The organism is Bradyrhizobium septentrionale (assembly GCF_011516645.4).
GTDB classification, from domain to species: Bacteria; Pseudomonadota; Alphaproteobacteria; order Rhizobiales; family Xanthobacteraceae; genus Bradyrhizobium; species Bradyrhizobium septentrionale.
Map to the genome: position 1 here is coordinate 3,893,906 of NZ_CP088285.1, position 12,684 is coordinate 3,906,589.

The following is a 12,684-nucleotide window of genomic DNA, read 5'->3' on the forward strand; positions in this document are numbered from 1 at the left end:
GCTTTGGCCGGCGGGAACGGCGGAATTAAGCCTCACCACACATCCGCCTTTGTTGGCGGCTGCAAAACGGGTTACCAAAGGCGTGATTCATTTCGTGCCGCCGTCCCACCCATTTCAAGGCTTCCGATAATCCCATGAAGATCCGCAAAGCCGTATTCCCCGTCGCCGGTCTCGGTACCCGCGTGCTGCCCGCCACCAAGGCGATGCCGAAGGAGATGCTGACGATCGTCGACAAGCCGCTGATCCAGTACGTGGTCGACGAGGCGAGGGAAGCCGGCATCGAGCACTTCGTGTTCGTCACCGGCCGCAACAAGGGCGTCATCGAGGATCATTTCGACCGCATGTTCGAGCTCGACACCACGCTCGCGCAGCGCGGCAAGAAGACCGAGCAGGAGATCCTGGCGCAAAACCAGCCCGAAGCCGGCGCGATGAGCTTCACCCGGCAGCAGTCGCCGCTCGGGCTCGGCCACGCGGTGTGGTGCGCGCGCGACATCGTCGGCAACGAGCCGTTTGCGGTGGTGCTGCCGGATGAGCTGGTGCTGAACACGCCGGGCTGCCTGAAGCAGATGATCGACGCCGCAAGCAAGCTCGGCGAGAAGTCGAACCTGATCGCGGTTGAGGCGGTGCCCGACGAACTCACCCATCAATACGGCATCTGCAGCGTCGGCAAGCGCACCGGCAACATCTTCGAGGTCGATCGCATGGTCGAGAAGCCGCCGCAGGGCACCGCGCCGTCCAACCTCTCGATCACCGGCCGCTACATCCTGCAGCCGGAGATTTTCGATATCCTGGCCACCCAGGAGCGCGGCGCCGGCGGCGAGATCCAGCTCACCGATGCGATGATCGGGCTCGCCAGGACGCAGAAGTTCTACGGCGTCGAGTTCGAGGGCGAGCGTCACGATTGCGGCTCGAAGCCCGGCTTCCTCCGCGCCAACATCGCCTTCGGCCTCAAGCGCCCCGAACTCCGCGACGGCCTGATCGCCGAGATGAAGAAGTATCTGGAGAGGTGAGGCGCTGCCTCCGTAGATAAATGGATTCGGTGCTGATCGCGCCGCGATACTTCGGAGTGGTGAGGTGAGCACGCCGCTCAGGCTCCCTCTCCCCTTGTGGGAGAGGGGGAGAGGGGTGGCCCCGGGCGAGCCGATCGATATGAGCGCATCGCTCACGCAACTTGTTCGCTTGTCGCCGTGACAGATACGGGAGAGAGCACGTCGTGTGGCACCCCTCTCCCTAACCCTCCACCGCATCCGCCTTCGCCAAGAGGCTTCGGCGGACAAGAGGGGGGAGGGAACCTTCCGCCGGTGGCTCCCTCACGCGCGCGTGCCACTGAGTTGCCCGGCGTGGCAAGCCCTCTCTGCAAAAATATTTCACTTTATCAGAAATATAACTCGGTGTATGGTTCGTCCGTCTCACCCGATCGAGGGGCGCTGCGCATCGTCACGGGTGTTGTGGTGAGATGCGGTGGACGCCGATTGCGCAGTCGACGAATGCGCATGACGCGGACGGTGAAGTCGTGTGGTCCTGACGCCCTAGCGGCCGGTGTCCCCCGCGAGATGCGAAGCATCTTCGCGAGGCGGTGACAAACAAGCCCAGTCTCGCCGGGGAGAGCACGAAATAAGCCGTAACCCATCGCGCAGGGAAAGCCGGGTTGTTCCCGGTTACACCTGTGGTCCTACCCCCGAGCTTTCTACCTTTGCTCGGGGCCCATGGGTGCGATCGGCACCCGGCTTTCCCTGCGCCCTCTGTTCGAGAGAGGGCGAAACGAAGAGCAAAGCTCGGGCAGATCATGTCGCGAGAATGCGGATGTATGACTCACCGGCCGTGCAACATTCTCAGTGTCGTCCCGGCGAAGGCCGGGACCCATAACCACAAAAGGATGTTGTTGCGCACCGCTGAAACGACGAGTCCCTTTCACAACATCCGCTGCGGCGTATGGGTCCTGGCTTTCGCCAGGACGACAGCTGTGAGTGTGGCGCGAGGTGTGCGTCAAACGAGAGCTGCGTCGCCGCGCCACCGAACCAATCACCCAGCCTTGCGCCGCCCCGCGCGTTTGGCCGGCTCTTTCGCACCATTCCCCTTCGGCGCGCGCAATTCGTCGGCGGCGAGACTGACCACTTCGGCGATCTGCAGGAGCTGCGCCGCGAGCGGGCTGGTCTTGCGCCAGACCATCCCGATGGTGCGTGAAGGCTGCGGGTTCTTGAAGCGCGAGACCGTGACCGGCGCCGAGCGCGTCTCCACCGTCACGGCCATCTCGGGGATCAAGGTGACGCCGATGCCGGCGCCGACCATCTGCACCAGCGTCGACAGCGAGCTCGCGTCCAGCACCTCGCGCAGCGGCGACGACGACTGCATGTTGCAGAACGACAGCGCCTGGTCGCGGAAGCAGTGGCCTTCCTCGAGCAGCAACAGCCGCATCTCGCGCAGCATCTCGGCGCTCGGCACCGGCGTCTTCGCGTCCTCGCCTGGCCTCACCAGCAAAAAGCTTTCCGTGAACAGCGCGACCTCGGTCAGCGACGGTTCATGCACCGGCAGCGCCACGATCGCGGTGTCGAGCCGGCCTTCGGCGACCTCCTTGATCAGCTTCGGCGTCAGCGTCTCGCGGACGTGGATGTCGAGCTCGGGATGCAGCCGCGCCAGCGTCTCGATCACTTTCGGCAGCAGATATGGCGCAATCGTCGGGATCATGCCGACGCGCAGGCGGCCTGCGAGCTTGTCGCGCGAGGCGCGCGCGAAGTCGCCGAGCTCGTCGACCGAGCGCAGGATGTCGCGCACGCGATGCAACAGGTCCTCGCCGAAAGTCGTCAGCGTGACCTGTCGCGCATTGCGTTCGATCAGCACGCCGCCGACGGCGCGTTCCAGCTCGCGGATCTGCATCGACAGCGCCGGCTGCGAGACCGCGCAGGCCTCCGCGGCGCGGCCGAAATGGCCGTGCTGCGCCAGCGCATCGAAATACCTCAATTGCCGGAGTGTGACATTTATCATCAGATTATCTTATCGTCGCGATCATTAAAGTCAATTTCACCTGATGGGTTGGGGCGCGTAGAATCGTTCTTGGAAGAGCTCCAGCACATTCCAGAATCCATCACCTCGGAGAAGAAACATGGACGCAAAAACCGACGAAGGCGCGGGCAAATGCCCATTCACTGGCGGGCCCCGCGGGCACTCGAATCGTGACTGGTGGCCGGAGACGCTCGACGTTCAGGTGCTGCATCAGAACTCCAGCCTGTCCGATCCGATGGGCAAGGGCTTCGACTACGCCAAGGAATTCAAGACCCTCGATCTCAACGCCGTGATCAAGGACCTCACGGCCCTGATGACGACGTCGCAGGAATGGTGGCCGGCCGACTTCGGTCACTACGGCGGCCTGATGATCCGCATGGCCTGGCACTCGGCGGGCACCTATCGCATCACCGACGGCCGCGGCGGCGCCGGCGCGGGTCAGCAGCGCTTCGCCCCGCTCAACAGTTGGCCCGACAACGCCAACCTCGACAAGGCGCGTCGGCTGCTCTGGCCGATCAAGCAGAAATACGGCCGCAAGATTTCCTGGGCCGATTTGATGGTCCTCGCCGGCAACGTCGCGTTGGAATCGATGGGCTTCAAGACCTTCGGCTTCGCCGGCGGCCGCGCCGACGTGTGGGAGCCCGAGGAGCTGTATTGGGGTCCGGAAGGCACCTGGCTCGGCGACGAGCGTTACAGCGGCGAGCGCCAGCTCTCCGAGCCGCTCGGCGCGGTGCAGATGGGCCTGATCTACGTCAACCCGGAAGGCCCGAACGGCAATCCGGACCCGGTTGCCGCGGCCAAGGACATCCGCGAGACGTTCTTCCGCATGGCGATGAACGACGAGGAGACCGTTGCGCTGATCGCCGGGGGCCACACCTTCGGCAAGACCCACGGCGCGGGTGATCCGTCGCTGATCGGGCCGGAGCCTGAAGGCGGCGCGCTCGAGGAGCAGGGCCTCGGCTGGAAGAGCAAGTTCGGCACCGGTGTCGGCGCTGACGCGATCACCGGCGGCCCCGAGGTCACCTGGACCCAGACCCCGACCAAGTGGAGCAACCACTTCTTCGAAAACCTGTTCAAGTACGAATGGGAGCTGACCAAGAGCCCGGCGGGTGCGAAGCAGTGGAAGGCAAAGGGCGCGGACGCCGTCATTCCGGACGCGTTCGATCCGTCGAAGAAGCATGTCCCGACGATGCTGACCACCGACCTCTCGCTACGCTACGACCCGGCCTATGAGAAGATCTCGCGCCGGTTCTATGAGCATCCGGATCAGTTCGCGGACGCCTTTGCCCGCGCCTGGTTCAAGCTCACCCACCGCGACATGGGTCCGATCGTGCGCTACCTCGGCCCGCTGGTGCCGAAGGAGACGCTGATCTGGCAGGATCCGGTTCCTGCGCTCGATCATGCCGTGATCGACGACAAGGATATCGAGGCGCTCAAGGCGAAGATAACAGCCTCGGGTCTGTCGGTGTCCGAACTGGTGTCAACCGCCTGGGCCTCGGCCTCCACGTTCCGCGGCTCGGACAAGCGCGGCGGTGCCAACGGCGCGCGCATCCGTCTCGCCCCGCAGAAGGACTGGGATGTCAACGAGCCGGCGCAGCTCAAGACCGTGCTGGGCAAGCTCGAAGCCATCCAGAAGGAGTTCGGCAAGAAGGTCTCGCTGGCCGACCTGATCGTGCTCGGCGGCGCCGCTGCGATCGAGAAGGCGGCGAAGGACGGCGGCACCAATGTGAAGGTCCCCTTCACGCCGGGCCGCACCGATGCGACGCAGGACCACACCGACGTCGAATCCTTCGCTCCGCTCGAGCCGCGGGCTGACGGCTTCCGCAACTATATCAGCGGCAAGCGTCAGTTCATGCAGCCCGAGGAGGCGTTGGTCGATCGTGCACACCTCTTGCGGCTGACCGGACCGGAGCTCACGGTTCTGGTCGGCGGCCTGCGCGTGCTCGGCGCCAACGCCAAGAAGTCGAAGCACGGCGTCTTCACCGGCAAGCCGGGGACGCTGACCAACGACTTCTTCCTCAACCTGCTCGACATGGGCACGGTGTGGAGCGATGCCGGCGAGGGCGTCTATGAGGGCCGCGACCGCAAGACCAAGGCGGTGAAGTGGACCGGCACCCGCGCCGACCTGATCTTCGGCTCGCACTCGCAGCTGCGCGCGTTCGCCGAGGTCTACGGCTCGTCGGATGCCAAGGAGCAGTTCGTGAAGGATTTTGTCGCGGCCTGGGCCAAGGTGATGAACGCCGATCGCTTCGAGCTCGTGAAGTAAGCGGCGAGCAACGACAACATGGGCAGGGCGGCGCTTCGGCGCCGCCCTGTTTCATTTCGGGGACGATAACGAAGGGTTTCGCGGTTTGGCCATCCCGCTCAGTCGTGCAGCTTCATGTCGCGAATCATCGCTGCGATCTCCGCCTGGGTCGGAGCCGCGAGCGGGACCTGCGGCACGCTGCTTGTCGCATAAGGGACGTCGCACTGTGAGGCATCGCGCGAAGGCTCGAAGATCGCGGTCAGGCTTGCCCAGCAGACCAGCAGCGCCACGATCCAGTCCAGTACATTGGATGCAATCATTGCAGCACCAGTATCAGCATTGTGATGCCCTGATGCTGCAGCCGCCGCGGACATTGCGCAATTCGGAAGGTGCGAAACGTAACTTCGGCGCTGCCGAGACAAACGCCGACGCCGCGATGCTATTCGGTCCGCGCCCGGCGTCCTTCGATCGGATAGGCGGGATCGTTGAACCCAGGCGTCGAGGGATGGCCGGTGACGACGAGGCGATCGATCAGCGCCTCGTCCTCGGCGGTGAAGCGATAATCGAGCGCGCGGATGTAGTCGTCCCATTGCGCTTCGGTGCGCGGGCCGGCGATCACGGCGCTGACGAACGACGAGTTCAGCACCCAGGACACCGCGAACTGCCCGGCGGTGATGCCGCGGCTCTCGGCGTGGTGCTTGATCTCTTGCGCGAGCTGCAGCGATTCCGGCCGCCACTCGGTCTGCATCATGCGCTTGTCGTTGCGCCCCGCACGGGTGTCCGCGGGCGGCGCCGCATCGGGCGCGTATTTGCCGGTCAGGACGCCGCGCGCCAAGGGGCTGTAGGGCACGATGCCGAGGCCGTAATAGGCGCAGGCCGGGAAATGCTCGACCTCGGGCATCCGGTTCATCGCGTTGTAATAGGGCTGGCTCGCGACCGGGCGATCGATGCCGAGCCGGTCGCAGATGTTGCAGATCTCGGCGACGCGCCAGGCGCGGTAGTTGGAGACGCCGAAATAGCGCACCTTGCCGGCGCGAATCAGGTCGCCGATGGCGCGCACCGTCTCGTCGAGCGGCGTCGTGTGGTCTTCCTTGTGCAGGTAGTAGATGTCGATGTAGTCGGTGCCGAGCCGTTTCAGGCTCTCGTCGGCGGCCTGGAACACCCAGCGCCGCGACAGCCCGCCATGGTTGGGGTCGTCGTCGATCGGATTGGCGAGTTTTGTCGCCAGCACCCAGTTCGACCTTCTGTTCGAGATCGCGCGGCCGACGACCTCCTCGGATTTGCCGCCATTATAGGCGTCGGCGCTGTCGATGAAGTTGATGCCGGCCTCGCGCGCTTTCGCCACGATCCGCGACGAGGTCGCCTCATCGGTCGGTCCGCCGAACATCATGGTGCCCAGGCAGATCGGCGAAACCTTCAGGCCGCTGCGGCCAAGCTGGCGATATTGCATCGATCGTTCCTCCGGAATGACGCGTCAACTCTCGTTCTTCAAAATTTTGAACACGCCGTTGGCCATCGCGATGCAGCGCTTGTCGACGGTTACCTCGGCCGTGATGAAGATCAGGCTGCGGGTCGAGCGCACCACGCGCGGGCGCGTCGTCAGGATCTCGCCGATCTTGCCGGCCTCGACGAAATGGGTGTCGAGCTGCACCGTCGCAAGCGTTGGCTTGCCCGAGACGAAACGTGCGGCCATGCCGCAGGCGCGGTCAGCGAAGGTCATGATGACACCGCCCTGCACCAGGCCGCGGCGGTTGTGGTGCTTGTCCTCGGTGATCAATGCGAGCTCGAGCGCGCCGTCCTTCAGCCGTTCCCACAACGGGCCGATCAGTGTCAGGAAGCCCGTGGTGTCGGCGACCTTCCAGCCGTCGGATTTGAGTTTGTCGGCGGCCTTGGCCGTCATGAGGTGAGGATCCGTTGCTTGCAAATGATTGATCGCAGGAGGCATGCCGTTCCGGTCATTTCATCAATCGCTGACGTGTTGTAGTCAAGATCAATGGCCCGCACATTTGACGATGCCACCCGGCGGAATATCGCAGAGCTCTGCTCGGCGTTCGCGCGCCTCGCGCCGGCCGATGCGGCACCGACGCTGAAGCGCGCAGCGGTCGCGATCGCGCTGACCGAAGCCGATGACGGCAGCGGCGCGGCCTTCCTCTTGACCCGCCGCAGCGCGCGCCTGCGCGCCCACAGCGCGCAATGGGCGCTGCCGGGCGGGCGCTGCGATGCCGGCGAGACGCAGGCCGAGGCTGCGCTGCGCGAATTGCACGAGGAGCTTGGCATGGCGCTGTCCGACCGCGACGTGCTCGGCATGCTCGACGACTATCCGACCCGGTCCGGCTATCTGGTCACGCCGGTCGTGGTCTGGGCCGGCGCCAATGCGGCGATCGTGCCGAACCCGGACGAGGTCGCATCTGTCCACCGCATCGGCCTCGATGCGATCGAGCTAGAGGACGCCTTCACCTTCGTCACGATCCCGGAGAGTTCGCGGCGCGTGATCCGCTTCCGTCTCGGCGGCCAGCATATTCATGCGCCGACCGCGGCGCTGATCTATCAATTCCGCGAGGTGCTGGCCGGCCGCAACACCCGCGTCGCCGATCTCGAGCAGCCGGTGTTCGCATGGAAGTGAGTGGAGGAAACTATCTGTGGTCTCGCTTGTGGCGGCGCGGCTTCGTTACTTTCGGTGGTGCGGCAGGATGCGCCGCGACCGCGGGTTCCGGATTGGGCGCCCGCGACACGTTCTCGTAACAGGTGAGACGTGAACGGGTATCCGGAAACGATCCGCAATCCGGACGTTCAGCGCGCGCCGGCGCCATCAGCGTCAGCGCGCCTGCGGCGGCGAGCCAGAGTGCCTTCCTCATCGCGAGCTCCACTGCTTTCCTTGGAGCCGCATTATGGCGAAAATTCTGGATTTGGTCGCGGCATCCCGCCGCTTTCGATCCGGACAATTCCGGGCTGACTTCACGGCCGCGCTTGCTACAAGGAGGCGATGCGCCCGCAATTGATTCGCCTCTCGTCAGGATTTGTCGCGCTCGCGCTGGTCGCTAGCGCGCCGTCTGTGTTGGCCGGCGAGGCGGATGCGTTGCCGCCTTCCGTCGCCAATGCGATGGCGCAGGCCTCGCCGCAGGCGATCATGGAGTATCGCCGCAAGCTGCAGGAATACCAGGAGGCGCGCGCCGCCTTCGAACAGGATGCGACCGCCTATTGGAACGCGATCGCCGACAAGCGGCGCGGCCGCAATGCCAAGCGCCGCGACCGGGTGCAGGTCGCGCTGGATGATTACGTGCTGCAGCAGCCGCCGGTCTATGAGGGCCGGAAGCGGCCGGTCAATCCGGCTCCGGAAGAGGAGGAGGGCGGCAAGCGTCCGCCCAAAACGATACCGGTGGTCTCGGATTTGCTCAGGGCGGCGGCCGAGCAATTCCAGTTTACGCCGCAGCGGCCGGCCAAAGAGGTCGAGTTCAAGCGCGCCTATGCCCGCTACGCACGCGCGGCGGGGCTGACGCCGGAGCAGGCGGTGCGGGTCTATTCGTTCGAGACCGGCGGCACCGGCAATTACGACGTCCAGGCGGGCATCGAGCATGGCGGCAAGCGCGCCATTTCCACCGCGATGGGCTACAACCAGCTGCTCACCACCAACACGGTCGAGTTATTGGCCGAGCAGGGTCATGAATTCGTGCGGGACCTTTCCGAGCGGGTTGCGGCGACGCAGGGGCCGGCGCGCAAGGCCATGGAGCACAAGCTCGCGGTGCTGAAGAAGATGGTGGCGTTTAGTCGCACCGTGCCCGACGACTGGTCGGCGCATCAACGGCTCGCCGACACCGCGCAGGGCTGGGCCTGTCATGCCATGGTGCTCGACATCGACGTCGGCCCGATGCTGCAGACCCATAAGCTGCTGACCTCGGTGATCTTCGCCCGCAACAAGGGCTACACACGGCCGCTGACCGCGGCCGAGCTCGAGATGATGAACCTCACCGGCGACGGCACCGGGCTCGACATGGTGACCATGCCGCAGGCGATGCGCGAGCAGGTGCCGACCTCGAACTTCTTCCAGCGCTCCGGCTACGAGCGCAACCCGGTCGCGATCCGCCACAACACCGTGGCCCGGCTGCTCGCCGTCACCAATGAGCGGATGGACTTCAACAGCAACAAGCCTGGCGCCCGGGAATTGGCCGCGGCGTTCTGACGTCGGCCGAAAAACGCTAGAGCTTCGGTTCTGACTGAATCAGAACCGAAGCTCTAGACTCTTGTTTTGACGCGTTTTCTTCACGCGAACCGGTGTCCACTTCGCTCGAAAACGCTCTAGTTCGAGCCGAACATGAACTTACCGTCGCCCTCGAGATAGGGCCCGGGGCGCATGTAGAGCTGGCCATTGTGGCCGATGAAGAACAGCGTCCCCCTCGGCACCTTCTTGGCGCCCTTCAACAGCGTGCCGGCATTGCTGGTGCCCATCTTGTAGGCCCAGGTCTTGCCCTCCTTGTCATAGGCGTAGCCCATGTCGGGCTTCAGCTCCCACGGCGCAGCCTCCTGCGCGAAGGCGCATGTCGTCAGCGCGGCAAACGCCGCAGTCGCAACAAAGGTCTTGGTCAAAAAATGCGTCATGATCCACCTCCGGCCGAGAAAAACGGCGTCGTCCCCACGGTTCTGAACAAATCACGAACGCCATTCGTGCGTCAATACGACAATCGGCGCGGCCGCTCGCGCCGGTCTGCGACTTTGTGATTCCCCGCATCGAGCTTGACGACTATCTTCGCGTTACCGTTTACAAACGCCTCGATTGCCAGAAACACGACCTTGGGGATGGATCAGGATGAACCACGTCATGAAGATCGGTATCGGTGTCGCGCTGTCGTTCATGACGCTGGCGTCAGCCGCGCAGGCCGACGAATTCAAGCTCTCCAACAACCAGCGCATCTCCTGCAGCCGCGGCCTGTCCGCCGGCAAGCTCAACACCGCGACCTGCAAGTCCTACGCCTATCTGTTCAACGCCAAGACCTCGGAATATTTCCGCTGCCAGGTTTCGCTGGCGCTGACGCGGGACAACAAGGAGGTCATCAACGTCCAGGCCGATGGCGGCTGCACCAGGAAGCCGCGTATCTTCGAGACCGACGGCAACTACACCTTCGACGCCACCGAGACCGAGCCGCCGAACACCAATTCGTTCTTCGGTCCGGGCGGCTATGCGATCTGGGCGAGCGACGCCAACACCCAGAAGATCCGCGGCTGCATCACCATCTCGTCCGGCCTCGGCTCCGACATCTCGAAGTGCCTCGACATGACGTTCCAGTGACGGCGGTGCGGATAGCGTGATGCGCAAGCTGCGCCCAGCCCCGCTCTGCCGCTCCTGGCTGTTTCTCGAAGGCGCCAATGAGGCGGTCCTGCAGCGGGCAGCCGCCAGCGGCGCCGACGTGTTGATCCATGAGCTCGAGGATTTCACCCCGCCGCCGCTGCGTCCGAAGGCGCGGGCACTGGCGGCCGCGCTCTATGCGGCCTGGCGCGACCAGGGCGTTGTTGTCGCGGTCCGCGTCAATCCGCTGGACCAGGACGGCATGGATGACCTCGCCGCGGTGATGCAGGGACGTCCCGATATCGTCGCGCTGCCGAAGGTTGCCGAGCCGCACCATGTCGTCCGGCTTGACGAGGCGGTGACGCGGTTCGAGCGCGACTATGGCATCGCCGAGGGATCGACGTCCCTGCTGCCGAACATCGAGTTCGCGCGCGGTCTGGTGCAGACCGGCGCGATCGCGGCAGCAAGCCGGCGCATCATCGGTTGCCTGATGGCCTCCGAAGATCTCGCCGCCGATCTTGGTGCCGAGCGCGGCAGCGATGGCCTGGAGCTCGCCTATGCGCGGCAACGCTTCATCGTCGAATGTCGCGCGGCTGGCGTCGTCGCGGTCGATTGTCCCTACACCTGGAGCGACGCTGAAGGCGTCGCGCGCGACACGGTGTGGGCGCGACGGCTGGGCTACACCGCCAAGAGCCTGGTCGATCCTGCGCACGCGACAATCGTCAACGGCGTCCTCACGCCGAGTGAGGACGAGCTGCGCCAGGCGGGCAGGATCGTCGCGGCGTTCGAGGCGGCGCGGACACAGGGCCTTGGGCGCGTCGAACTCGATGGCTCGCTGCTCGAGGTCCCGACCTATTCGAACGCAAAGCGTCTGATCGCGCGCGGCGAGGCGCTGCGCGCGATCGATCGCAATGCTCAAGCCTGACCAGAGGCCACGCCTCAGGATACGATCGGCTCTTTCTCCGAGAAGTGCATGCGTGAGCGCGCGAACTTCTTGACGCCCATCGGCTTGCCGAACAGGTAACCCTGGACCTGATCGAAATCCATCTCATGCGCGGCGAGGAAGTCCGCGCGCGTCTCGACGCCCTGCGCGACGACTTGCGCGCCGCTATCGTGAGCTAGCTCAATGACCCGCCGGCACACCGTCTGCTTCAGGCGCTGGTCCGCGCAGCCGGTGACGAATTGATGGTCGACCTTGAGCTGGACGAACGGGAAGTTCGGCAGTCCGAGCAGGGACGGCCAGTTGGCGCCGACATTGTCGATCGAGATGCCGATATTGTGCAACCGCACACGCCTCGCGACATCGATCGCAAGGTCGAGATTGTCGACCACCTCGGTGCTGTCGATCTCGATCAGCAGGCCGGCGAAGGCCGCATGATCCGGCATGCGGTAACAGAGCTCGCGCACCGCGTCGTCATCGGCGAGAAACGACATCGGCAGGTTGATCGAGAGATCGACCGGCCCGATCTGCTCGAGGAGATAGCGCCAGTCCTCGATCGCGCGCGCGATCACGAACTCGGACAGCGCATGAAAATGCGGATCGCCTTCATCGGGGATGAAGTAGGCCGGCGGCACGACGCCCCAGGCTGGATGGCGCATCCGGATCAGCGCTTCGGCGCCGCTCGGAACCAGCGTGCGGAGATGAATTTTCTGCTGATACCACAGCTCGAGCCAGCCGGCCTTCAGCGCTTCGGGCACATCCACCGCGGGGCTCGGCGCGGGTTCGAGCGGCAGCAGCGACGCAAGACTGTCACGCAGGGTTCCCGCGCTGAACGGCGTCGACAGTGCCGGCAGCATGGCGATGCCGTATTCATCGCCGATCTGCCGGACCGCCTTGACGATGATCGAGTCCGGCTGGCCGATGACGAGGACCTTGCCGCCGTAGTCCTTTCTCACCAAAGTCTCGAGAATTTTACTGACTTCGATGCCGTCAACGGACACGCCGAGCACCAGAAGATCGGGCCGTTCCGCGTCCAGGACGGTTTCGAGTTCCAAAGCCTGGCTGCATTCACTGGTGATGAAGCCGAGGTCTTCCAGCGCCTCCGCGAGGAAGGTCCGAAGGTGTTTTTTGCTGTCCGCAATGCATGCGCGTGGGGTCAGCTTGCGATGTCCGAACCATCCGGCTCGCGCGTGTCCGATGTGACTGATGTGGTTCATGCCC

General features: G+C 64.7%; 13 protein-coding genes. 6 read left to right on the plus strand and 7 right to left on the minus strand.

The window, feature by feature from the left end:
• Nucleotides 1-134: 134 nt before the first annotated feature.
• Nucleotides 135-1,010, plus strand: a complete 876-nt coding sequence (gene galU, locus HAP48_RS20185; protein ID WP_029077687.1) for a UTP--glucose-1-phosphate uridylyltransferase GalU — start codon at nt 135-137, stop codon at nt 1,008-1,010.
• A 1,012-nt stretch (nt 1,011-2,022) separates the two neighbouring features.
• Here galU and HAP48_RS20190 read toward each other — a convergent pair.
• Nucleotides 2,023-2,982 carry a LysR substrate-binding domain-containing protein gene (locus HAP48_RS20190; protein WP_166210887.1) on the minus strand — a complete coding sequence of 320 codons (960 nt, stop codon included), beginning with the start codon at nt 2,980-2,982 and terminating at the stop codon, nt 2,023-2,025.
• Nucleotides 2,983-3,100: 118 nt separating this feature from the next.
• Here HAP48_RS20190 and katG point away from each other — a divergent pair, with 118 nt between their 5' ends.
• The gene (gene katG, locus HAP48_RS20195) at nt 3,101-5,266 is read left to right on the plus strand and encodes a catalase/peroxidase HPI (RefSeq protein ID WP_166210884.1); all 2,166 of its coding nucleotides are present in this window, start codon (nt 3,101-3,103) and stop codon (nt 5,264-5,266) included.
• Nucleotides 5,267-5,364: 98 nt separating this feature from the next.
• Here the strand turns inward: katG and HAP48_RS20200 are convergent, their stop codons facing one another.
• From HAP48_RS20200 to HAP48_RS20210, 3 genes are all read right to left on the minus strand, one after another.
• On the minus strand, nt 5,365-5,565 hold the full coding sequence (locus HAP48_RS20200; RefSeq protein WP_166210881.1) for a hypothetical protein: 201 nt from the start codon (nt 5,563-5,565) through the stop codon (nt 5,365-5,367).
• A gap of 119 nt (nt 5,566-5,684) precedes the next feature.
• Entirely contained in the window at nt 5,685-6,695 is a 1,011-nt protein-coding gene (locus HAP48_RS20205; protein WP_166210878.1) for an aldo/keto reductase, read from the minus strand.
• Between the two features lie 24 nt (nt 6,696-6,719).
• The gene (locus HAP48_RS20210) at nt 6,720-7,145 is read right to left on the minus strand and encodes a PaaI family thioesterase (RefSeq protein WP_050629838.1); all 426 of its coding nucleotides are present in this window, start codon (nt 7,143-7,145) and stop codon (nt 6,720-6,722) included.
• Between the two features lie 93 nt (nt 7,146-7,238).
• Here HAP48_RS20210 and HAP48_RS20215 point away from each other — a divergent pair, with 93 nt between their 5' ends.
• Nucleotides 7,239-7,868, plus strand: a complete 630-nt coding sequence (locus HAP48_RS20215) for an NUDIX hydrolase (protein ID WP_166210875.1) — start codon at nt 7,239-7,241, stop codon at nt 7,866-7,868.
• Nucleotides 7,869-7,878: 10 nt separating this feature from the next.
• On the opposite strand, the gene HAP48_RS20220 is transcribed toward HAP48_RS20215, so the two are convergent.
• The gene (locus HAP48_RS20220) at nt 7,879-8,100 is read right to left on the minus strand and encodes a hypothetical protein (RefSeq protein ID WP_210292664.1); all 222 of its coding nucleotides are present in this window, start codon (nt 8,098-8,100) and stop codon (nt 7,879-7,881) included.
• A 128-nt stretch (nt 8,101-8,228) separates the two neighbouring features.
• Here HAP48_RS20220 and HAP48_RS20225 point away from each other — a divergent pair, with 128 nt between their 5' ends.
• Nucleotides 8,229-9,422, plus strand: a complete 1,194-nt coding sequence (locus HAP48_RS20225; RefSeq protein WP_166210872.1) for a hypothetical protein — start codon at nt 8,229-8,231, stop codon at nt 9,420-9,422.
• A 116-nt stretch (nt 9,423-9,538) separates the two neighbouring features.
• Here the strand turns inward: HAP48_RS20225 and HAP48_RS20230 are convergent, their stop codons facing one another.
• The gene (locus HAP48_RS20230; protein WP_166210869.1) at nt 9,539-9,838 is read right to left on the minus strand and encodes a hypothetical protein; all 300 of its coding nucleotides are present in this window, start codon (nt 9,836-9,838) and stop codon (nt 9,539-9,541) included.
• 208 nt (nt 9,839-10,046) lie between these two features.
• Here HAP48_RS20230 and HAP48_RS20235 point away from each other — a divergent pair, with 208 nt between their 5' ends.
• Both HAP48_RS20235 and HAP48_RS20240 read left to right on the plus strand, forming a co-directional pair.
• On the plus strand, nt 10,047-10,526 hold the full coding sequence (locus HAP48_RS20235; protein WP_029077678.1) for a hypothetical protein: 480 nt from the start codon (nt 10,047-10,049) through the stop codon (nt 10,524-10,526).
• Between the two features lie 19 nt (nt 10,527-10,545).
• Entirely contained in the window at nt 10,546-11,448 is a 903-nt protein-coding gene (locus HAP48_RS20240) for an HpcH/HpaI aldolase/citrate lyase family protein (RefSeq protein WP_210292665.1), read from the plus strand.
• A gap of 14 nt (nt 11,449-11,462) precedes the next feature.
• Here HAP48_RS20240 and HAP48_RS20245 read toward each other — a convergent pair whose 3' ends face one another.
• On the minus strand, nt 11,463-12,680 hold the full coding sequence (locus tag HAP48_RS20245; protein WP_166210863.1) for an EAL domain-containing response regulator: 1,218 nt from the start codon (nt 12,678-12,680) through the stop codon (nt 11,463-11,465).
• Nucleotides 12,681-12,684: the final 4 nt, after the last annotated feature.